Genomic DNA, 21876 nt, shown 5'->3' on the forward strand with positions numbered 1-21876 from the left:
CTCGCGGGTCAGACCGGAGACCGCCTCAGAGAAGGTGATGGTCACGGTGGACGCCTCACCCGCTTTCAGCGCGGTGTCGCTAAGCTCGATCGTGGCGGTTGGCAGCTGCGTGTCGATGGCGAAGTTATCAGACGACACCAGGCCCTGTCCGGTATTGCCTGCGGCGTCACGCACCCAGGTCTGGTTCAGCACCAGCTGGTTAGTCGCGTCGGTCACGTCGGCGTTCGGCGTATAGGTGCCGGTCCAGGTGATCCCGCCGTCGGCGGTGATCAGCTCGGACAGGGTGCCGTTTGGCGCGGTCAGCGCTTCGCGGGTCAGGCCGGAGACGGCTTCGCTGAAGGTGATGGTCACAACGGACGTTTCACCCGCACGCAGTGCGGTATCGCTCAGCTGGATGGTGGCGGTTGGCAGCTTTGTATCAATCGCAAAGTTGTCAGACTCCACCAGGCCCTGTCCGGTATTGCCTGCCGCATCGCGTACCCAGGTCTGATTAAGCACCAGCTGGTTAGTCGCGTCGGTCACGTCAGCGTTCGGCGTGTAGGTCCCTTTCCAGGTGATCCCGCCGTCTGTGGTGATCAGCTCGGACAGGGTGCCGTTTGGCGCGGTCAGCGCCTCACGGGTCAGGCCGGAGACCGCCTCAGAGAAGGTGATGGTCACGGTGGACGCCTCACCCGCACGCAGCGCGGTATCGCTCAGTTCGATAGTGGCGGTTGGCAGCTGGGTATCAACCGTATATGGATCGGAAACGGTTAGCCCCTGCAGGGTATTCCCGGCACGGTCTCTGATGCCGCTGTTATCAAAGAAGATCTTATTATCAGCCCCGTCATTATCACTTTCCGCCGTCAGGATACCGGTCCAGGTGATACCGCCGTCAACAGACGTGAACTCACCCAGCGTGCCGCTGGTCGGGTTGAGGTTATCGCGGCTGAAGCCGCTGACCGCCTCGGAGAAGGTGATCGTTACGGCGGTGCTGGCACCGGCCTTCAGCGTGCTGTTATCCAGCGCAATGCTGACCGTCGGCCGCACGCCGTCGATGTCATAGCTGATGCTGGTGCTGCCCTCGCCCGCGTTGCCCGCCCGATCGCTGACGCCGGCATTATTCAGGGTGATCTGATTGCCTGCGGCAGTAATGCCCGTCGTCGGCTCCAGGCTGGCCTGCCAGGTCACGCCACCGTCACTGGTGAACAGTGTACCAAGCGTGCCGTTTTCCACGGTGATATCGTCACGGGTCAGGCCGGTCACCGCTTCCGTAAAGGTGATGGTGACGGTGGCGTACTGCCCCATCCCCAGCAGCGGGTTATTAATGCTGATGGTGGCACCCGGCAGCACCGTATCCACCACGATCGCGCTCTGCCCGCTCAGCGAGTTCTGCGTTCCCGCTTCCGGCAGCGTCAGATCGGCCGCCGTTCCCGCTGCACTTTGCAGCGTCGCACCGTTCAGTTGCAGCGCGGCGTTGCCGCTGACCTCAAGATCGGCGCTGTTGTCACCCGCCTGCACCAGATACTCGAACTGCAGCTGGTTCGCAGCGCTCTGCCCGCTATAGGTGGCATAACGGGTCGCACCGCCGACGTCGAGCTGCAATGTCGGGCGGCCATCGGTGGTGTCGAGGGTCAGATCAGCACTGTAATTAACGGTAATCACCACCGTCTGGCCACTTTTGTAGTAACCATCCGGGCTGGAGGCCGTCACGCTGGTGACCTGCGGGGCGGCCACCGGGGTGCCCTGTTGAACAATAACCAGCGAGTTCATCCACACGTTCTGGGTATCGATACCGCCATTCGCCGTGCCGCCGCTGTCTTTCACTCCGATCAGGGTGAACTGACGAAGTGTTCCGGAATTAACATCCCCGCTGGTGGTGTTGCTGGTGTTGCTGTAGCGGATTCCTTCCACCAGAGTACTGGCGGCTGCACCGCTGATGCCCCCGGCAGAAGAGAGGACCAGGCTGGCCGAAGATCCCGATACAATCAGACTCCAGCTGAGGCCATTCAACGCGGTGGTGCCAGAGGCCGACTGTCCAAGGGTGATGGTGGTGCCGTCAACACTCAACACCTCATGGTTGCCATCAATCAGCAAATCGGCCGTCAGGGTCAGTTGCGTTATGGTCTGTCCGGCTTCCACCGGATCGATGGTGACCTGGCTGAACAACTGGGCCTGTGGCGTGCCTGCGTTGAGCCAGGTGAGGCTGTTATTCAGGCTGATTAGCGGCGCGTCGTTAACGCCGTTCACCTCAACCTGCAGGGTGGCGGTACTGCTGGTGCCATCGTCACCGTCGCCGATCGTGATGCTGATACTGCGGGTGTCGGTGGACGGATCGCTGTTGTTACTGTTCTGGTAAGTCAGCGCACGGGTCAGCGCCTGCACCGCCTCCGGCGTGGCGTTCGCGTTAAACGCCACCACCAGGTCGTGCCCCTCGCTGCCGCCGCTGACGGTACCGATCTCCACGCCGTTATAGCTGACGCTGCTGCCGTTCACGCCGATGACGCTACCCGCTTCGCCGCCGGTACGGATGCTCAGCACATCTTCGCTGCCGTGGCCGTTAGCGGTGACCGACACGGTCAGGCTGCCGCCGTCAAGGTTGGCCGAGTCGCCGTCGGTGACGGTGGCATCGCTGCCGGCATCCAGCAGCACCGGGGCAGCGCCTTCGGTGTAAGTGACGCTGTCGCCGTCCAGCCCGCCGATCGTCGGCGCGCTGTTCTGCTCTGGCTGGATCGCCAGGTTTACCCAGGTCGTGATATTGGCAGAAGTGTAATCAACGCCGCCGTTATCCGTCCCGCCATTATCCCAGACGGCAGCGAACAGAATTTCACGCATGCCGGTGCTTTCGGTATTGTTATTGCGGTAGGTAATACCCGCCACCAGCGCCGTTGCGGCTTCCGCGCTGATGCCCTCTGCCTTAGTCAGGCTCAGGTAGCTCTGGCCGCCCGTCTGCGAGACGCTCCATCTGAAGCCATGATCCGCCGTGACGCCGCTGCCATTGGTCAGCGGCAGATCGCTGCCGTCGATATGCAACACTTCACTGCTGTTGGCGGAGCTGCTGTAGGACCAAATGCGGATCACAAAATCAGTGATGGCCTGGCCCGCTTCAACCGGATCGATGTTGATGCCGTTGAACAGGGTTAAGGCGCTGTCGCGCTCGCTGTAGCCGTAGCTGCCGCCGCTGCCCGCAACGACAGGCGCATCATTCACGCCAGTCACACTCACCTGCAGGGTGGCCGTATTGCTGGTGCCGCCGTCGCCGTCGCTGACGGTGATGCTGATGCTGCGGGTGTCGGTCGACGGATCGCTGTCGTTGCTGTTCTGATAAGTCAGCGCACGGGTCAGCGCCTGTACCGCCTCCGGCGTGGCGTTAGCGTTAAACGCCACCACCAGATCGTTGCCATCGCTGCCGCCGCTGACCGTACCAATCTCCACGCCGTTGTACGTGACGCTGCTGCCGCTCACGCCAATCACGTTGCCCGCTTCGCCGCCGCTGCGGATGCTCAGCACATCTTCGCTGCTGTGACCGTTAGCGGTGACGGCAGCGGTCAGGCTGCCGCCGTCGAAGTCGGCGGAATCGCCGTCCGTTACCGTGGCATCGCCATTGGCATCCAGCACTACCGGGGCCGCGCCTTCGGCGTAAGTCACGCTGTCGCCATCCAGCCCGCCGATGGCCGGGGCGCTGTTGACTGTCGCGTCGAGCATGATATCAAACCAGGTGGATACCCCCGTCCAGTTCATGGTGTCGCTGCCGCCGTTTGCCGTGCCGCCGCTGTCCTTCACGCTGCTCAGTTCGAACTGACGGAAACCGTACTGCGCGTCGCTGCCGGTGTTGCTGTAGGTGATAGCAGACACCAGCGCGCTGGCTGCCGCGCCGCTGAGCCCCTGCGCTTTCGACAGCGTCAGGATGGAGATGCTGCTACCGCCCGATATCGTCCAGCTCAGACCACTGATTGCCGTGGTGCCGCTGCCAGCGGTTAACGGGATCACGCTGCCGTCAATGGTCAGCGCATCATTCATGTTGCCGTCGTTCCAGTAGTTCCAGATGGTCAGCTGCAGTTCGGTGATGGTCTGCCCGGCTTCCACCGGATCAATGGTTACCGAGTCGAACAGGGTCAGTTCGCTGCCGCGTTGCTGGTAGATCTGGTAATGACCACTGCCGTAAACCAGCGGCGCATCGTTCACGTCGGTGACGTTAATCTGCAGCGTGGCCAGGTTGCTGGTGCCACCGTCGCCATCGCTGACGCTGACGGTAACGGTGCGGATATCGGTGGATGGATTGAGGTCGTTGCTGTTCTGGTAGGCGATCGCCCGCACCAGCGCCTGCACCGCTTCCGGGGTGGCGTTGCTGTTCAGCGTCACCACCAGATCGTTGCCGTTGCTGCCGCCGGTGTAGAAGCCGATATCCAGGCCGCTGTAGTTGACGATGCTGCCGTAGGCGGTGATCTGTTTACCCGGTTCACCGCCCGTGCGGATAGTCAGAACATCTTCGCTGCCGTGGCCGTTAGCGGTGATGGAAACGGTGAGTGCGCCACCGTCAAAGTTCGCCGAATCGCCGTCGGTAATCGTGGCATCCGCCCCGGCATCCAGGGCCACCGCATCCTGCCCTTCGGTATAGGTGATGCTGTCGCCATCCAGGTTAGCGATCACCGGGGCGCTGTTCGCTGCCAGCGGGGCCAGCGCCATATCAAACAGGCCGATCATAGAGGCACTGTCGCTGTCCTTACCGCCGTTTGCCGTGCCGCCGTTGTCTTTCAGCAGCGACGCGCTAAAGGCGCGGTAGGTGATGGTACTGTCACTACCAATGTAGCTGTAGGTGGCCTCATTAAGAATGGCGCTGGCCAGTTCCGGGCTGACCCCTTCCGCTTTGCTCAGCGTCAGCGTGTAGCTCCCGTCTGCACTCTGCGTGACCGACCAGCTGAAGCCATTGTTCTGGGTAGTGCCACTGGCTTCAACCAGCGGGATAGCGCTGCCATCGATATGCAGAATATCTCCGGCACCATAGATACCATCGTTGCCGGTGTCGGTGTTGACGCCGCTTTCGCTGTCGCCGTAGACGTTGCTGACACTGCCGATCGCCATTTCCGTGATCAGCTGCCCGGCTTCCACCGTATCAATGTCCACCCCGAGAAACAGCAGCACTTCACTGCCGCGTTCGGTGATGGTCTCCCAGTTACCGCCACCCGGGTTCTTCGGCGCATCATTGTGGCCGATCACCGCCACCTCCACGGTGGCAGGGGTGCTGGTGTGGCCATCGCCATCGCTGACCGTGATGCTGATGCTGCGCGTGTCGGTAGACGGTTCGCGCATGTTGCTGTTGCTGTAGGTTAAAGCGCGGGTCAGCGCCTGTACCGCTTCCGGGGTGGCGCTGCTGTTCAGTGACACCACCAGATCGTTGCCCGCCGTGCCGCCGGTGACCATACCGATTACCGTGCCGCCCCAGGTAACGCCAACGCCGTTAAAGCCAATCTGCCCGCTGCCGTTTCCGTCATTGCGGATGCTCAGCACATCTTCGCTGGCGGTGCCGTTGGCGTTAATCGAGACGGTGAGTTTGCCGCCGTCAAAGTTGGCGGAATCGCCGTCGGTAACGGTGGCATTACCACCGACGTCCAGGGTGATGGCCGGGCTGTCTTCGATATAGGTGAGGCTGTCGCCGTTGAGGTTGCCGATCGCCGGCGCGGTGTTCTGCGCCACGCCGCCGATCGGTTTGATATCGATAATGTCAAAGTTCTGCAGGACGGTCATTTCTGAAGAAGTGAACACCGCCTGAGTGATATCATCGAACGCCCCCTCCATATAATCCCACAGGGTCGGCCTGCCGGCCGTGCCCGAAAGCCGCATGACACCGGTGGAGCCATTGGCATAAGTGACTTCAACATCGACCAGGTTAGTTTCAGACGCCAGGTTGAAGGCGGACAGGTCGAAGGTATAGCCGTCCGGTGCCTTGATGGTCAGCACCGTGCCGTTGCCACTGACAGAATTATAATCATAGGCATAAAGCCCCTGCAGCCCCCCCACCTGGTCAATGCTTAAGAAGCCCCCGGTCTGTGGCGCTGAAAACGTAAAGGTATAGCCACCGATGTTTTTGGTGGCTAACCAGGGATCGCTTGCGGACGCCGGAACAATATCACTATCGATCAGCCTCACCTGCGTCAGCAGCCCCTGATAGCCCTCCACCGCTAACGCGGTAGTCTCAATCTCCCCGCTGTGCTTTTCCAGCGTCCAGTTACCGCCCAGCAGGCTGCTGCCGGTGGCATCGCTGGAGGCGGCCACATCCGCGCCGGTGGCGGTAGCCAGATCGCGGATAAAGGCGTCACCGGTTGTGCCTGCCGCCACATCGCAGCCGTAGAGCAGCAGATCGCCGTCGGCGGTCAGCGCCTGGCCGAGGGTGGTCAGCGCGGCCTGTACGTCGGCGGTGTGGATCGCGCTGTCGGTCAGCACGAAGCTGCCGAGGTTAATCTGACCATCGACGCCGTGCGAGAAGATATGCACCGCGTCGTAACCGCTGTGGGTTGAGGCCCAGTCTGCGATCTGCTGCAGGCCGTTGCTGCTGCCGTCAATCAGTACCACCTCGACGCCGGGTTTAATGCCGTCTATCAGGCTCTGATAGCCGTCAACCGAGGTGTCCACAAAGGCCACTTCGAGGCGTGCCGGGGTGGCGGTAGCGGCGATCGCCACCGCATCACTGCTGGCGTTCGGGTCGCTGTTCTGGCTGACATCGCTGTTGTGGCTCTGCTGTTCAGCGCCCGCATCCTGCGTGGCGTCGCTCTGGCGGGTATCGCTGCTGGCGCTGGTCTTTGCGCTGTCGGCATGGTCATCGGCCGTTTTCGCTACCGCGCTGTCGCTGTTGCTCAGCGTGGTGGTCACCGTGGCGGCGACCGCACCATCGAACAGCATACGTGGCTCCAGAAGCCAGGCGGAAGGCGCAGCCGCTCGCGCGCCAGCATTGCTTTTTTGTCCACGTTTACCCCGGCCGGCGGCCGGTGCGTTGTTAACGTTTTTAAACCAATTCTGCCATGCCATGCTGACACTCCTGTGCAACGCCGCCGAAGTAGCTTCGCAGCGAAATAAAAACCGTTGATTGAATGTTGTAATTTCCGGCAGCGTCCAACCTTGACAGGGGAACGAAACCTGCTAACAGGACGAAGATGCCGTTATATTTAGCAAAAAATATTTACGATTTAAAGAGGGGGAATAAGAAAAATCTTAATTTGAGATAAGGATAAAAATCGCGTTAAAACAGAGAAATAAAAAACCCGCGCCGGGGCGCGGGTGAAAATTTGCGTTAAGTCGGAATTAAGTAAAATTAACGTTTCCGCATTATCCGGCGCGGCGTTGACGTAAGGCGTAATTCAGTACCACCGCAAAGCAGAGCAGCGGCAGCAGATAGGCCACCGCCGTGCTGTAGCGATCGGCCAGCGCCCCCATCAGATACGGCATAATCGCACCGCCGACAATCGCCATAATCATTACCGAACTGGCGCGTTTGGTGTGGGTACCCATGTTTTTCACCCCCATGGCAAACAGCGTCGGGAACATGATCGACATAAAGAAGAATACCGCCACCAGCGCCACCACCGACACGCCGTCAATCCCCGCCACCACCAGCGCGCTGAGCAGAATATTGATCGCCGCATAGGCCACCAGCAGCGTTGACGGGCGGACATAGCCCATCAGCCAGGTGCTGAAGAAACGGCCGACCATAAAGCTTACCATCGCCACCGACAGCAGGTAGGAGGCGTTCTGGTTCGACAGGGTTGCCCAGTGTTCGGTGGTGTAGTTAATAAAGAAGGCGCCGACGCCGACCTGTGCCGCCACGTAGAAGAACTGGGCGATGACCCCGCCGGTAAAATGGGCGTGCTGCCACAGCCCGCGACCGTCGTGGCTGCTCTGTTCAGCCTCCTGGCTGCGGATATCCGGCAGGCGGGTGCGGCCGAAGATAAAGGCAATCACCAGCACCAGCGCGGCGATCGCCACATAGGTGGTTTTCACCGAGTCCAGGCCTGCCGTTCCGCTCTGCTGAGTGGCGGAGAAGAACAGCGAGCCGCCGATCACCGGCCCGACAAACTGCCCCAGCCCGTTAAACGACTGCGCCAGGTTGAGCCGCCGCTCCGCCCCTTCCGGCGCGCCGAGCACCGTGGCATAGGGGTTAGCCGCCGTTTCCAGGCAGCCTAATCCCAGCGCGATCACGAACAGCGCCAGCAGGAACAGGGCAAAACTGGCCGCCCCGGCGGCGGGCACAAACAGCAGCGCGCCCAGCGCATAGAGGCACAGGCCGACCAGAATCCCGGCCTTGTAACCGTAGCGTTCCATAAAGAATCCAGCGGGAAGCGCCACCACAAAGTAGGCACCGAAGTAGGCGGCCTGCAGCAGGCCGGACTGGGCTTTGGTCACGTGCAATACTTCCTGGAAGTGCTTGTTGAGCACGTCGAGCAGGCCGTAGGAGAGCCCCCACAGGAAGAACAGTACGGTGACCAGCATAAACGCCAGCCGGAAAGCGGCAACAGCGGGCTGACCGGCGCGCTGCGCCGGGTGTACGGATTTATTGACGAGCATGTTTGGTTCCTCGGTTACTGTGGCCAGTACAGCGAAAAACACCGGCATTAACTGGCCCTGACGGGCCAGCAGATGAGTCAGTTAAGGTTGGTCGGTCAGTGAAAAGATGTTTTCCATTGGCATCCACTTCTCGCCGTCCGGCGTCCATGGGGTGGCACACTGGTAGCGCCACATCAGCGCTTCCCACTCCTGCACCTTCGGGTGGCCGAGGCTGGCGGCGTTAAACGCGGCGGCATCGTAGTCAGCCCCGGTCTCCGTCACCATCACCAGCCGGGTGCCCAGCAGGTAAATCTCCATGCTGAGAATGCCGTGCTGGCGCAGATGGGCGGCAATCTCCGGCCAGATGCGCTGATGGTGCTGGCGGTACTCCGCGATCAGCTGCGGGTCGTCCTGCAGATCCAGCGCCTGGACGTAGCGCTGACCGCCGCTCATGTCAGCGCCCGATCAAGATGCTGGTAGCCGCCGTCCACCGACAGCCACTGCCCGGTGGTGTGCGACGCACGCGGCGAGAGCAGGAACACCACGCTGTCGGCGATCTCCTCAGCGGTGGTCATGCGCTGCCCCAGCGGGATGTTCTGCGTAATCTGCTGCAGCTTCTGCTGCGGCTGGTCAAAGGTGCCGATCCAGCGCTCGTACAGCGGCGTCATCACTTCCGCCGGGATCACCGCGTTAACGCGAATGCCGTCAGCCAGCAGCGCCGCCGCCCATTCGCGGGTCAGCCCCAGCACGCCGCCTTTGGCCGCCGCGTAGCCGCTGGTGTTGCCCTGCCCGGTCAGCGCGGTTTTGGAACTGATATTGACGATCGCCCCGTGGCTTTCGCGTAAGGCACCCAGACACAGGTGCGCCATCAGGTAGTAGTGCACCAGGTTTTTCTCCAGCGACGCGACAAACGCCTCGCGCCCCGCCTCCAGGCCAACGCTGTCGTTGACCCCGGCGTTGTTCACCAGCCCGTCAATGCGGCCAAACTGCGCCTGCACCTGCGCCACCGCCGCCCGGCACATCGCCTCATCCTGCAGCTCGGCGTGAATAAACTCTGCGGCGGGCTGCTGCTCATGCAGCTGCGCCATCAGTCCGGCAGGCGGCACGCTGTTGCTGATAATCACCGGTATCGCCCCTTCCTGCGCCAGGCTCAGCGATATCGCCGCGCCGATGCCTGAACCGCCGCCGGTCACCAGCACCACTTTGTCTTTCAGGTACAGATCCATCACCCTTCTCCAGTTATAAGCCTGTGCCGTCAGGCTCCAGGTAAATGCGGCTGGCGTTGCCGCCCAGTATCGCCGCCTGCTCGTCGGCTGACAGCGTGGCAATCGCCTGCTGGCACAGCTGCCAGCCGTGCTGATACGGCCCGTCCAGCAGGCACACCGGCCAGTCTGAACCGAACAGCAGGCGATCAGGTCCGAACAGTTGCAGCGCCGCATCATAGAACGCCAGCAGCTCCGCGTCACCGCATCCGGCCGGGCGCGGTTCGGTCAGCAGGCCGGAGAGCTTGCAGCTGACGTGCGGCAGCGCCGCCAGCGGCGTGACCTGCCGCACCCACTGTGCCACCCCGGCAGCGATATCCGGCTTGCCGAAGTGATCCAGCACCAGCGCCCCCCGATCATGGCGGGCAGCGAAGGCCGTCGCCGTCGCCAGCTGATCGTGTGTGACGAGCAGGTCGTAGACGTAACCCGCCCGCTGGATCTGCTGCATACCGCGCGTTACCGCCGGCTGTTGCATCCAGCCCGCGCCGTACGCCTCATCCTGGATCTGATGGCGGAAGCCGCGCAGTTTAGCCTGCCCGGACACCTCCTCCAGCGAGGCGGCCAGCGCCTCACCGGCCAGATCGACCCAGCCGACCACCGCCAGGATCTCGCGGTGGTCGCGGCTCAGCTGCAGCAGCCACTGCGTCTCCTGCCAGTGCTGACGCGCCTGCACCAGCACCGCGCCATCCAGCCCGCGTTCCGCCAGCAGCGGCCGCAGCTGCGGCGGCAGAAAGTCCTGCCGCAGCTGCGGCATGGCGTCGCTTATCCAGCCGTACTCCGCCGGCTGGTAGCGCCAGTAGTGCTGATGGGCATCAATACGCAGCGGCATCGGCCAGCTCCGGCTGCTGATAACGGTACTGTTCGATGGACGACGCGTGCATCTCAATCGAGAAGCCCGGCGCGGTCGGCGGCATATAGGCCGCACCTTTGATCACGCACGGGTCAACAAAGTGCTCGTGCAGATGGTCGACAAACTCGATCACCCGCCCTTCGTGGGTCGCGGCAATCGACAGGTAGTCGATCATCGACAGGTGCTGCACGTACTCACACAGCCCCACGCCACCGGCGTGCGGGCACACCGGCAGGTTGTACTTCGCCGCCATCAGCATCACCGCCAGAATTTCATTGACCCCACCCATGCGGCAGGAGTCAATCTGCACCACGTCAATCGCGCCGCGCATAATGAACTGCTTGAACATAATGCGGTTCTGACACATTTCGCCGGTCGCCACCTTGACCGGTGCCACGCCCTCGCGGATGCGGCGGTGCCCTTCGATATCGTCCGGGCTGGTCGGCTCTTCGATAAACCACGGGCGGGCGAAGGCCAGCTGGTTGACCCAGTCGATCGCCTCGCCGGTTTCCCACACCTGGTTGGCGTCGATCATCAGCTTACGATCCGGGCCAATCACCTCACGGGCGATGGTCACGCGACGGATATCGTCCTGCAAATCGCGGCCAACCTTCAGCTTCAGATAGTCAAAGCCGGCGTCCACCGCCTGCTGACACAGTTTACGCAGCTTGTCGTCCGGGTAGCCCAGCCAGCCCGCCGAGGTGGTGTAGCACGGATATCCCTCTGCCAGCAGTGACTGCAGGCGCGCTTCTTTCCCCTGCGCCCGCTCATGCAACAGCGTCAGCGCTTCGTCCGGGGTAATGCAGTCGGTGATGTAACGGAAATCGATGCAGCGCACCAGCTCCTCCGGGCTCATCTCGCCGACCAGCTGCCACAGCGGCTTGCCTTCCGCCTTAGCCCACAGATCCCATACCGCGTTAACCACAGCGCCGGTGGCGAGGTGGATGGCACCTTTATCCGGGCCGATCCAGCGCAGCTGGCTGTCGCTGGTAAACTCACGCCAGAATTTGCCCATATCGGCGGTGATATCCGCCAGCCTGCGGCCCACCACCAGGTGCTGCAGCGCTTTGATCGCCATACAGCAGATCTCGTTGCCGCGGCCGATGGTAAAGGTCAGCCCGTGGCCGTTAAGCGCCGGGTTCTCGGTCTCCAGAATCACATAGGCCGCCGAATAGTCCGGGTCCGGGTTCATGGCGTCGGAGCCGTCCAGCGACAGCGAGGTCGGGAAACGGATATCTTCGGTGCGTAAGGCGGTAATGGTGGTCATCGCTGCTTCCTTTTATTGTTATTTATGCCTGAACGGTTAACTGGCGCTGCTCGCCCAGCCCTTCGATGCCAAGACGCATCTCCTGGCCGGCGCGCAGATAGACCGGCGGTTTCTGGCCGAGGCCGACGCCCGGCGGCGTGCCGGTGGAGATCACATCACCCGGCTGCAGGCTCATAAAGCGGCTCAGGTAGCTGATGATCTGCGGGATGGTAAAGATCATGGTGCGGGTGCTGCCGTTCTGATAGCGCCTGCCGTCCACTTCCAGCCACATGCTCAGGTTCTGCGGGTCCGGGATCTCATCGGCGGTGACCAGCCACGGCCCCAGCGGGCCGAAGGTGTCGCAGCCTTTGCCTTTATCCCAGGTGCCGCCGCGCTCAATCTGATATTCACGCTCAGAAACGTCGTTGATCACGCAGTAACCGGCGACATGCTCCATCGCCTGCGCTTCGCTGATGTAGCGACCGCCCAGACCAATCACCACCCCCAGCTCGACTTCCCAGTCGGTTTTCTGCGAACCGCGCGGGATCTCGACGTTGTCGTTCGGGCCGCAGATGGCGCTGGTCCATTTGTTAAACACCACCGGCTCCTGAGGGATCTCCGCGCCGGTTTCCGCCGCGTGATCGGCGTAGTTCAGACCGATACAGACAAATTTACCCACCTGACCGACGCACGGCCCGATGCGCGGGTTACCCTCCACCCGCGGCAGCGCGTTAACGTCCAGCTGGCGCAGTTTGTTCAGCGAGTCCGGTAACAGCACCTCGCCGCTGATATCGGCAAAATCAGCGGGCAGCGCGCGGATATGGCCCTGGTTATCGAGGATGCCAGGCTGCTCCGCGCCCGGCTGTCCGTAACGTAATAGTTTCATAAGTTCTCCTGGTGTTGGCGCGGCAGCTTAGTTGCTCCAGCCGCCGTCAATAATCTGTACCGTGCCGGTGGTGTACGAGCTGGCGTCGGAGGCCAGATAGAGCGCCAGCTGGGCGATCTCTTCCGTGGTGCCGATGCGGCCCACCGGCTGACGCGCCACAAACGCCTGATAGACTTCATCGATGCTGCGCCCCTCGGCGGCGGCCTGCTCGGCAATGCGCTGGCGCAGCGACGGCGACTCCACGGTGCCCGGGCAGATGGCGTTGCAGCGGATCCCCTGCTTAACGTAATCCGCCGCTACCGAGCGGGTCAGGCCGATCACCGCCGCTTTTGAAGCGCTGTAAGCAAAACGGTTCGGCACCCCTTTCACGCTTGACGCCACTGACGACATATTGATAATCGACCCACGCTGGCGCTCCAGCATCGCAGGCAGGAAGGCGCGGATAGTGTGGAACATCGCGGTCACATTCAGATCGAGGGCAAACTGCCACTCCTGCTCGCTGCAGCTGAGAATATCGCCGCTGTGCACCACGCCCGCACAGTTGAACAGCACGTCCAGCGTGCCGATCTCCCCGGCCAGCTGGCGAATGGCCGCGCTGTCGGTCACGTCCAGACGGCGGGCGGTGATCCCCGGCAGATCCAGATTGCTGATATTGATATCGGTGGCGATGACCTCCGCCCCGGCGGCGGCAAACACTTTGGCGCTGTTCAGGCCAATCCCCTGCCCGGCGGCGGTGATCAGCACTTTTTTACCCTGCAACTGCATAGTGACTCCTGTACTTAAAGGACTAATGGTCAGGCCATTAAAGGTGAAAAAAAACGTTTTAAACCGAAACCGTATTGTTAAGATATGGCAATGAATGGTGGTTTAAAACGACTTTTAATTAACGTAGTTGTCACACGTGAAAAACAATTCGGCAAGGAGTTTTGCCGTTAAATGCTAGCTGAATCGCTTAAGCTAAAAAACAAGCTGGGGCCACATGCCAATAAAAAAATTAGAAAATCCAAGAATTTACCGTCAGATTGCCGATCAGCTTAAAAACCTGATAGACAGCGGTGAGTTCCCGCCGGGCAGCAAACTGCCCGCCGAACGCGACCTGGCCAGCCAGCTGCAGGTCAGCCGTGCCTCGGTGCGTGAGGCGCTGATCGCGCTGGAGGTAATTGGTCTGGTGGATGTACGGGTGGGCAACGGGGTGATCGTCTGTGACACCGGCAGCAAGCGCGCTGCGCCGTCCGCCGAACCGGTGATGGCCCAGGCCGGCCGCAATCAGTGGGCGGACGTTGATGATGAACTGGATATCCAGCTGGACTTCAGCGCCGAACTGCCGCCCTTCTCGCTGTTACAGACCCGGCGGCTGATCGAGCCGGAGACCGCCGCGCTGGCCGCCCGCCACGCCTCCGACGCAGAGCTGCGGCTGATCCGCGAGGCTTACCAGCAGAACTGCTTTGATAACCGCAATAACTCCGCCACCCACCCCGGCGACCGGCTGTTCCATATCCGTATCGCCCAGGCCAGCGGCAACCCGGCCTACGCCTTTATCATCGCCCACCTGCTCGGCCACCGCTACGGCACCATGTTCCGCAGCCTGCAGCAGCACTATACGCCGCAGGATATGCCGCACCGCTCGGAGATCGAGCACCTGGCGATCCTTAACGCGCTGGAAGCCCGCGACGCCCGCGCGGCCAAAAAGGCGATGAAAGAGCATCTGGATGCGGTGATTGCGATATTTGGGCGGGGATGAAAAAGAACATGCATAACTACACAAAACAATTGCATATAAACGCATTTATAAGGTGTAATGACAGCATGTAAACTCATAAACAGTCAATTCATTGTGATGCGTGTTTGGTTAGCGTAAGCGCCGAACATCACACGCGCCCCGGTAACACTGTTTCCTCTTTCTTAAAGGCAAAGGCTGTAATGACTCAAACCTATCGCGTGTTTATTGATGGTCAGGCGGGCACCACCGGCCTGCAGATCCAGCAGCGGCTGGCAAATCACCCGCAGATTGAGCTGCTCCAGATTGACGACGCGCAGCGTAAAGACGCCGCCGCCCGTCAGGCGCTGATGCAGCAGGCGGACGTCACTATTCTTTGCCTGCCGGACGAGGCGGCGAAGGAAGCGGTGGCGCTGGCCGATGCCGTTGGCGCACGTGTGCTGGACGCCAGCTCGGCGCACCGGGTGCAGGCGGGCTGGGTGTACGGCCTGCCGGAGCTGGACGCAGGACAGCGCGACCGCATCCGCAGCGCCAGCCACGTCTCGAATCCCGGCTGCTACGCCACCGGCGCGATTGCACTGCTGGCGCCATTAACCCGCGCCGGCCTGCTGGCGGCCGATCGCGAGCTGGCGATTAACGCGGTTTCGGGCTACAGCGGCGGCGGCAAGGCGATGATTGAGAAGTACCAGCAGGCGGGCACCGGTTACGCCGGTTACGGGCTGGGCTTTAACCATAAGCACCTGAAAGAGATTCAGGCGTGGAGCGGGCTGAGCAGCCGGCCGATCTTCCAGCCGGCGGTAGGCGACTACGCGCAGGGGATGCTGGTGTTTGTGCCGCTGAACAACAGCGACGGCGCGGCGCTGCATCAGGCGCTGGCCGACTTCTATGACGGGCAGTCGTTTATCAGCGTCCGCGAGCACAACAGCTACGATGAGGAAACCGCCCCGTATCTGCTGCCGGAAGCGCTGAACAACACCAATCAGATGGAGCTGTTTGTGTTCAGCCACGCGGAACAGCGCCAGAGCATGCTGGTAGCGCGGCTGGATAACCTCGGTAAAGGGGCCTCCGGCGCGGCGGTGCAGAACCTGAATATTATGCTCGGCCTGGCAGAAGAGACCTGCGTTAATCTCTGATACCGCCGGCGGTGCGTAAACCGCTCCCGTTCAGGCCTGTGTGCACGGTAACGGCATGCAGGCTTTACGGGCGCGGGTTTCCCTCTTCAAGTCTGTAACGGACTTTTTCCCTTTTGGCTGGCCAGAAAAACGCCGTCTGCCTCACATTTCCCGGTCACTGGCCGATCTTTTCGTGATTCTGGTCTAAAGTTTTGTGCAGGGTCAAACACTTACAGACCACTCTGGTCTGGACAAGGAGCACAGACGATGAAAAGTGTCGAAAAACGTCAGAGCCACAGCCGCATGTTCGCCCCGCTGCTGCTGGCCGGGCTGATGGCCGCCGCGGCCGCACAGGCGCAGGATAACCAGCGAATGCTGAGCAGTCATCCGCTGCCGCCTGACGTGCGTCTCGGGCCGCTGTTCCACGCGGTACAGTCGGCAAAACTCTTCCCGGATCAGAAAACCTTCGCTGACGCTGTACCGAAGAGCGATCCCTCGGCGATCCTCGCCGACTGGCAGATGCAGAAGTCACAGGGCAATTTCGATCTGAAACGCTTCGTTGCCACCAATTTTACCCTGCCGTCCGAGGGTGAGAAGTATGTGCCGCCCGCCGGGCAGAGCCTGCGTGAACATATCGACGGCCTGTGGCCGGTGCTGACCCGTTCCACCACCCGGGCCAGCGAGTTTGATTCGCTGCTGCCGCTGCCGAAGCCCTACGTGGTGCCGGGCGGCCGCTTCCGCGAAGTCTATTACTGGGACAGCTACTTCACCATGCTCGGGCTGGCAGAGAGCGGCCACTGGGATAAGGTGCAGGATATGGTGGATAACTTCGCCAGCGAGCTGGATAAGTACGGCCATATCCCCAACGGTAACCGCAGCTACTACCTGAGCCGTTCACAGCCGCCGTTCTTCAGCATGATGATCGACCTGCTGGCGCAGCACGGCGGCGATGCGGTATACGCGAAATACCTGCCGCAGCTGCAGAAAGAGTATGACTACTGGATGGCCGGGGCGGATACGCTGGCCAGCGGCAGCGCGAAAGAACGCGTGGTGAAGCTGAAAGACGGCAGCGTGCTTAACCGCTACTGGGACGACCGCGACGTGCCGCGCACCGAATCCTATATGGATGATATCGCCACCGCGGAAAAAGCCCACGGCCGCGATAAGAAAGAACTGTATCGCGATCTGCGCGCCGGGGCAGCCTCCGGCTGGGACTTCAGCTCGCGCTGGTTCGACAAGCCAGGCGATCTGTCCACTATCCATACCACGCGGATTATTCCGGTGGATCTTAACGCTCTGATTTACCATCTGGAAACCACCCTGGCGAAGGCCAGCGAAGTGGCGAAAAACGCGGACGCGGCCAAACGTTTCACCACGCTGGCCGAACAGCGTAAAACGGCGATCAACCGCACCCTGTGGGATGAGAAGCAGGGCTTCTACAGCGATTATGACTGGCAGAAAGGCAGCATTCGCCCGCAGCTCACCGCCGCAACGCTGTTCCCGCTCTGGCTGAAAATCGCCTCCGGTGACCAGGCCAGTCGCACCGCCAGCGCGGTACAGTCGCAGCTGCTGAAGGAAGGCGGCCTGCTGACCACCACCGTAAACAACGGCCAGCAGTGGGATGCCCCCAACGGCTGGGCGCCGCTGCAGTGGGTGGCCGTGGTGGGTCTGGATAACTACGGTAAGCCGGAACTGGCGAAACAGGTTGGCGTAAACTTCCTGCAGAACGTGCAGGCGACTTATGACAGGGAGCATAAGCTGGTTGAGAAATATGTCGTGGAAGGTAAAGGCCTTGGCGGCGGTGGCGGCGGAGAATATCCGCTGCAGGACGGCTTCGGCTGGACCAACGGCGTCACCCTGATGCTGATGGATCGCTACTGTCCGAAGGGGGTCACCTGTAATAACGTCGGCGATCTCACCCGCGCCGCGGCGCAGTCGGCAAAATAGACCCGTACTCCTGCGGGCAGCCTCTGTGCCCCGCAGGAGACCTCAGCCGTCGTCAGGCGCAGCATACTCACTCCAGTGGTTGCCCGGCGCTGCCCCCCTCTTCTGGTCCGCTATGGCGGCTTTGCATCTGCAATGCTTACCGTTACCGGGGTTACAGGCGTAAAAAAAGGGAGGCATCTCTGCCACCCTTTTGTTTAGACCGTCAGGTTACGCTGGCGTTTTAACTGCGCACCTTACGGTAGATCCACAGCACCACGATGGCACCGATCACCGCCACCACAAAGCTGCCGAAGTTGAAACCATCTACTTTACCGAAGCCAAACAAGGTACTGATCCAGCCGCCAACCACCGCACCGACAACACCCAGAATAACGGTAATAATAAAACCGCCGCCGTCTTTACCCGGCATAATCCACTTGGCGAGAATACCGGCGATCAGACCAAAGATGATCCAGGACAAAATACCCATTTACAGCTCCTTTACGTTCACAATAAGAAAGACCCACGTTCTGTGCTGAACAAAGTATAGGACACAGATTCTAACCTTGTGATTTCAGACACGAATTTTTGTGGAAATTTTTACTCCGTCAGGTAAAAAAAACGTAAAGATTCTGCTTTAATGGCCGATATACCACGCTGGGCTGAGTGCCCGTGGTCCGCTACTTATCGGAGTTGCAAGTGAAACAGGAAGACAAAGAACAATACCTGAAACGTGGACCACTGGCCGTGCTGGCAGTCCTGCGCGAACTGCTGGAAAACCAGACCCCGGTGATGATCAACCACACCCGCGGGCAGTTTATCACCCGCCTGCTGGCTGCCGATCGCGATCGGGTGGTGATGGATTACGGCAGCAACGACTACGACAACCAGCTGGCGCGCGAAGCACAGAATTTACACGTGACCGCAGAAACGCGCGGTGCCAAGGTGGAGTTCGCTCTGCCTGCGCTGCAGGCCGACGAGCTGGATGGGCTGCCGGCCTTCACCGCCGCGCTGCCGGAGGTGCTGTGGATGATCCAGCGCCGCGAGTTTTTCCGCGTTCATGCCCCGCTGACGCCGGTGTTCTACTGCTATGTTCCCTGGCCGGACGGCAGCGGTGAAGGCCGCCTGCGCCTGCAGGATCTGTCGCTGGGCGGCATCGGCGCGCTGGCCGAGGGTCCGTTACCGGAAACGCTGCAGGACGGCGACACCATTAAAAAGCTGCGGGTGGATATGGGCGAGTATGGCCGCTTTGAAATCGACACTCAGCTGGTCACTATCAGCCAGCGCAGCGTGATCGGCAGTAAAAATCAGACTATCGTCACCCCACGCCTGAGCCTGCGTTTTGTGGCGCTGGAACCGGGCCAGGAGCGAGAGCTGCAGCAGGTGGTGTTTGCGCTGGAGCGGCTGGCCCGGGATAAAGCCAACCGCTTCCAGTAACGCAGAGGATCAGATGGTGCGGTAGGTGCTGTTCACCTTCCACAGATAGCGCGGTGCCTGCGCCGCCGGATGTTTATCCTGCACGTGGCGAGTGAACTCTTCCGGACTCATGGCGTTAATCATCGCAATGGCCCGGTCGCGGTCGCGTGAGAAGGTGCGCAGCAGCGCGCCGGCACCGTTAACGTAGGCCACGATGGTGGCATAGCGCAGCGTTTCCGGATTACGGATGCCTGCCAGCTGCTGCTGCTGCAGGATGCGCAGATAGGCGGTGCCGATATCGATATTTTTTACCGGGTCGCGCAGTTCAGACTTGCTCGGCTGGCCGCCCTTGCCCTGCGAACGGTACACTTCACGCCCGGCCGTCGAGGCTTTGATCTGCATCAGCCCCACCGCGTTCGATTTGCTGACCACCGTCGGGTTGCCGCCGGACTCCACCGCAATAATCGCATCCACCAGCTTCGGGTCAACGCCGTAGTTATGCGCCGTATGGCGGGTTACGCCGGACCACGGCTGCGTGGACTGTTTCGGCGGTGTGGTAATCAGCGGTGAAGAGGGCTGACTGACGATTCGTTTTGGGGTTTCGCTGGCGCAGCCCGCCAGCAGTAAGGCAGCGGCTATCGCTACCGTCTTCACGCTTGTTTTCACGCTTGTCTTATCCTCTGCGCTTTCGCTTCGCGCTACATATTACGGTATCGTAACGAACTGAGAATTACCGTAATTCTTAATTTATTGGCCGCCGTGAACGACTTAGCGTAAAGTTTTGTTTATCATCGCTCTGATTGGACATAACAGGCGAGAAATGATTCATTTCTGAGCGCGTGAATTTTCAGCAGCGCGCGGCGCGGCTGATTCTACCACAGGATATGTTCATCATTTATCGATCGCACAGCGGCGTCACGCGCGCCCCGCATGGAGAAAAGTAAGCATTATGGCAATCACTCCGCGCAACATCCATCTGATCGCCCCTTCCGGCTATTGCCACAATCAGCCGGCTGCCCGTCTTGGCGTCGCGCGGCTGCGCGGCTGGGGGCATCGGGTCGATAACACTGCGGTCATTGAGCGCCGCGACCGGCGCTTTGCCGGCGACGACGATACCCGGCTGGCGGATATCAACCGGCTGGCCAGCATGGCCGAACTCCCTGATATCGTACTTGCGGTACGCGGCGGCTACGGCGCTAGCCGCCTGCTCCCCCGGCTGAACTATGCCGCTCTCGGAGAACGACTGCGCGACGCGCCGCTGGCGCTTTGCGGCCACAGCGACTTCACCGCCATCCAGCTCGCGCTGCTGGCACAGTGCGGGGTAAAAAGCTTTAGCGGGCCGATGCTGGCCGCCAACTTTGGGCCGGAAACCCTTAATGACTTTACACTTGCGTGCTTCTGGCAGGCGCTGAGCGGCGAAAGCTTCACTCTCGACTGGCAGACCAGCGAGGCGGCAGGGGAAGTTAACGCCAGCGGCACCCTGTGGGGCGGAAACCTGGCGATGATCGCCTCGCTGGCCGGCACGCCGTATCTGCCCGCGATTGAGGGAGGGATTCTGGTGATCGAAGACATTAACGAGCACCCATTCCGCACCGAACGTATGCTGCTGCAGCTGCTGTACAGCGGCGTGCTGGCGCGGCAATCCGCTATTGTTACCGGCAGCTTTACCGGCGCAACGCTGAGTGATTATGACGGCGGCTACGATTTCCCGGACGTCTGGCAGCTGATCCGTAATCTGACCGGCCTGCCGGTAGTCAGCGGGCTGGCTTTTGGGCATGCCGCCGATACGGTGACGCTGCCGCTGGGGGCGCACGGCAGGCTGGCCGTTAGCGACGGCCACGCCGCACTGACCCTGTCGGACTATCCACAGCTGCGTTAGTGACAATTTTTATCGTTACGCGCCGCAAAACCATGCCACGACTGATAAATCCTGTTGAACCCCCCGACGGATACCTGTATTTTTATACAGATAAAAATCGTAAGGAGCAGAGATGTTTGTTGAACTGATTTATGACAAGCGCAACGTTGCCGGGCTGGCCAACGCCGGGGAGTTAATTCGCAACGAACTGGAAAAACGCGTGCAGCGCGTGTTTCCGGAAATGGAGGTCAAAGTCAAAGCGATGCAGGCGAACGGCGTCAAAACCGACGTCAGTAAAAGCGACAAAGCCGTGCTGATGCGGATTATTGAAGAGATGTTTGACGAGGCCGATCAGTGGCTGGTGTCGGAGTCTTACTGATTGCCGCAGAGCGGCATAACAAAATTTGCACAAATTTACACAGGGATGCGACGCTTTTGAGTTGCATTACCTGAGATAAGTCTTATTATTATTTCTAATCGATTTCCCTGGTGTTGGCCCGCAGCAAAGCTCTTAGCGGGCTTTTTTTTTGTCCTGAAAACCTGCTGTTCTTATCTGTCATTTTCCCGCCCCATGCCCTTACATCAAGAAATTAGCGCATTGAACCCGCCGGAAATGGTTTTTTTTCAACGTAATGTAGCGCATTACATTCAGAGGTGAATGTATTAAGTCTATTAATATTTTGAGAAAATCCACCTGATGCTGATTAACTGCGAATCGTCTCGCGAATTTTGATCCTGCGCATTGCACCGGCTGCCGGCAGGAGCCAACATGGCGATGTTAGTCACTTTCAATAAGAAGAACAGACAAAATGAATGCTGCCATACTCTGCACTCTGCTGCTGGCAGGTGGACCACTTATGGGGTTTCTGGTGATTATCGGAGCCTGTCTATCCGGTATGCTGCTGGAACGGCTTTGTCACCGGCACCCGGCGTCAACCTGAGGGCAAACTGTGCGGCATCTGACATAATGACGTACTCACGTACTCACGTGCTCACGTGCTTACGTCATGTTTTTTTGTCGTTCGGTCGTTCGGTCGTTCGGTCGTTCGGTCTTTCGGTCTTTCGGTCTTTCGGTCTTTCGGTCTTTCGGTC

Annotated in this window: 16 protein-coding genes; 6 read left to right on the forward strand and 10 right to left on the reverse strand. The window is 60.5% G+C overall.

The genetic code is table 11. The features are described from left to right. The 8 genes from NV64_RS16535 to NV64_RS16570 all read right to left on the reverse strand — a co-directional run. The coding region (locus NV64_RS16535) for an Ig-like domain-containing protein (protein WP_158239901.1) at positions 1-6873 on the reverse strand (6873 nt) is incomplete at its 3' end. Positions 6874-7296: 423 nt separating this feature from the next. Further along, positions 7297-8532 carry an L-fucose:H+ symporter permease gene (gene fucP, locus NV64_RS16540; protein WP_101506339.1) on the reverse strand — a complete coding sequence of 412 codons (1236 nt, stop codon included), beginning with the start codon at positions 8530-8532 and terminating at the stop codon, positions 7297-7299. A gap of 81 nt (positions 8533-8613) precedes the next feature. Beyond that, entirely contained in the window at positions 8614-8964 is a 351-nt protein-coding gene (locus tag NV64_RS16545; RefSeq protein WP_056232811.1) for an L-rhamnose mutarotase, read from the reverse strand. After that, entirely contained in the window at positions 8961-9737 is a 777-nt protein-coding gene (locus NV64_RS16550) for an SDR family oxidoreductase (protein ID WP_101506340.1), read from the reverse strand. Before NV64_RS16550 ends, NV64_RS16545 begins: the two co-directional genes overlap by 4 nt. Before the next feature lie 13 nt (positions 9738-9750). Next, the gene (locus tag NV64_RS16555; protein WP_101506341.1) at positions 9751-10602 is read right to left on the reverse strand and encodes an amidohydrolase; all 852 of its coding nucleotides are present in this window, start codon (positions 10600-10602) and stop codon (positions 9751-9753) included. Continuing rightward, on the reverse strand, positions 10586-11890 hold the full coding sequence (locus NV64_RS16560; protein ID WP_101506342.1) for an L-fuconate dehydratase: 1305 nt from the start codon (positions 11888-11890) through the stop codon (positions 10586-10588). Before NV64_RS16560 ends, NV64_RS16555 begins: the two co-directional genes overlap by 17 nt. Before the next feature lie 22 nt (positions 11891-11912). Then, complete coding sequence (locus NV64_RS16565) at positions 11913-12755, reverse strand: fumarylacetoacetate hydrolase family protein (RefSeq protein ID WP_101506343.1); 843 nt, start codon at positions 12753-12755, stop codon at positions 11913-11915. A 27-nt stretch (positions 12756-12782) separates the two neighbouring features. Continuing rightward, positions 12783-13520, reverse strand: a complete 738-nt coding sequence (locus NV64_RS16570; protein WP_101506344.1) for an SDR family oxidoreductase — start codon at positions 13518-13520, stop codon at positions 12783-12785. A gap of 214 nt (positions 13521-13734) precedes the next feature. Between NV64_RS16570 and NV64_RS16575 the strand changes: the two genes are divergently transcribed. The 3 genes from NV64_RS16575 (at position 13735) to treA (ending at position 17531) form a co-directional block, all read left to right on the forward strand. Continuing rightward, entirely contained in the window at positions 13735-14496 is a 762-nt protein-coding gene (locus tag NV64_RS16575; RefSeq protein WP_101506345.1) for a FadR/GntR family transcriptional regulator, read from the forward strand. A 179-nt stretch (positions 14497-14675) separates the two neighbouring features. Next, complete coding sequence (gene argC, locus NV64_RS16580) at positions 14676-15605, forward strand: N-acetyl-gamma-glutamyl-phosphate reductase (RefSeq protein ID WP_101506346.1); 930 nt, start codon at positions 14676-14678, stop codon at positions 15603-15605. Positions 15606-15851: 246 nt separating this feature from the next. Beyond that, positions 15852-17531, forward strand: a complete 1680-nt coding sequence (gene treA / locus NV64_RS16585; protein WP_101506347.1) for an alpha,alpha-trehalase TreA — start codon at positions 15852-15854, stop codon at positions 17529-17531. Positions 17532-17751: 220 nt separating this feature from the next. On the opposite strand, the gene NV64_RS16590 is transcribed toward treA, so the two are convergent. Beyond that, positions 17752-18000 (reverse strand): GlsB/YeaQ/YmgE family stress response membrane protein, encoded by a 249-nt coding sequence (locus NV64_RS16590; RefSeq protein ID WP_056232829.1) that lies wholly within the window; start codon positions 17998-18000, stop codon positions 17752-17754. A 209-nt stretch (positions 18001-18209) separates the two neighbouring features. On the opposite strand from NV64_RS16590, the gene NV64_RS16595 reads away from it, so the two are divergent. Continuing rightward, on the forward strand, positions 18210-18947 hold the full coding sequence (locus NV64_RS16595) for a flagellar brake protein (protein WP_056232831.1): 738 nt from the start codon (positions 18210-18212) through the stop codon (positions 18945-18947). Between the two features lie 9 nt (positions 18948-18956). Here the strand turns inward: NV64_RS16595 and emtA are convergent, their stop codons facing one another. Beyond that, complete coding sequence (gene emtA / locus NV64_RS16600) at positions 18957-19592, reverse strand: membrane-bound lytic murein transglycosylase EmtA (RefSeq protein ID WP_233209014.1); 636 nt, start codon at positions 19590-19592, stop codon at positions 18957-18959. A 283-nt stretch (positions 19593-19875) separates the two neighbouring features. On the opposite strand from emtA, the gene ldcA reads away from it, so the two are divergent. Both ldcA and NV64_RS16610 read left to right on the forward strand, forming a co-directional pair. After that, positions 19876-20805 carry a muramoyltetrapeptide carboxypeptidase gene (gene ldcA / locus NV64_RS16605; RefSeq protein ID WP_101506348.1) on the forward strand — a complete coding sequence of 310 codons (930 nt, stop codon included), beginning with the start codon at positions 19876-19878 and terminating at the stop codon, positions 20803-20805. A gap of 112 nt (positions 20806-20917) precedes the next feature. Next, positions 20918-21163, forward strand: a complete 246-nt coding sequence (locus NV64_RS16610; RefSeq protein WP_056232835.1) for a DinI-like family protein — start codon at positions 20918-20920, stop codon at positions 21161-21163. Positions 21164-21876 lie beyond the last annotated feature (713 nt).

This window comes from Erwinia sp. B116, from assembly GCF_002865965.1.
Lineage (GTDB): Bacteria > Pseudomonadota > Gammaproteobacteria > Enterobacterales > Enterobacteriaceae > Erwinia.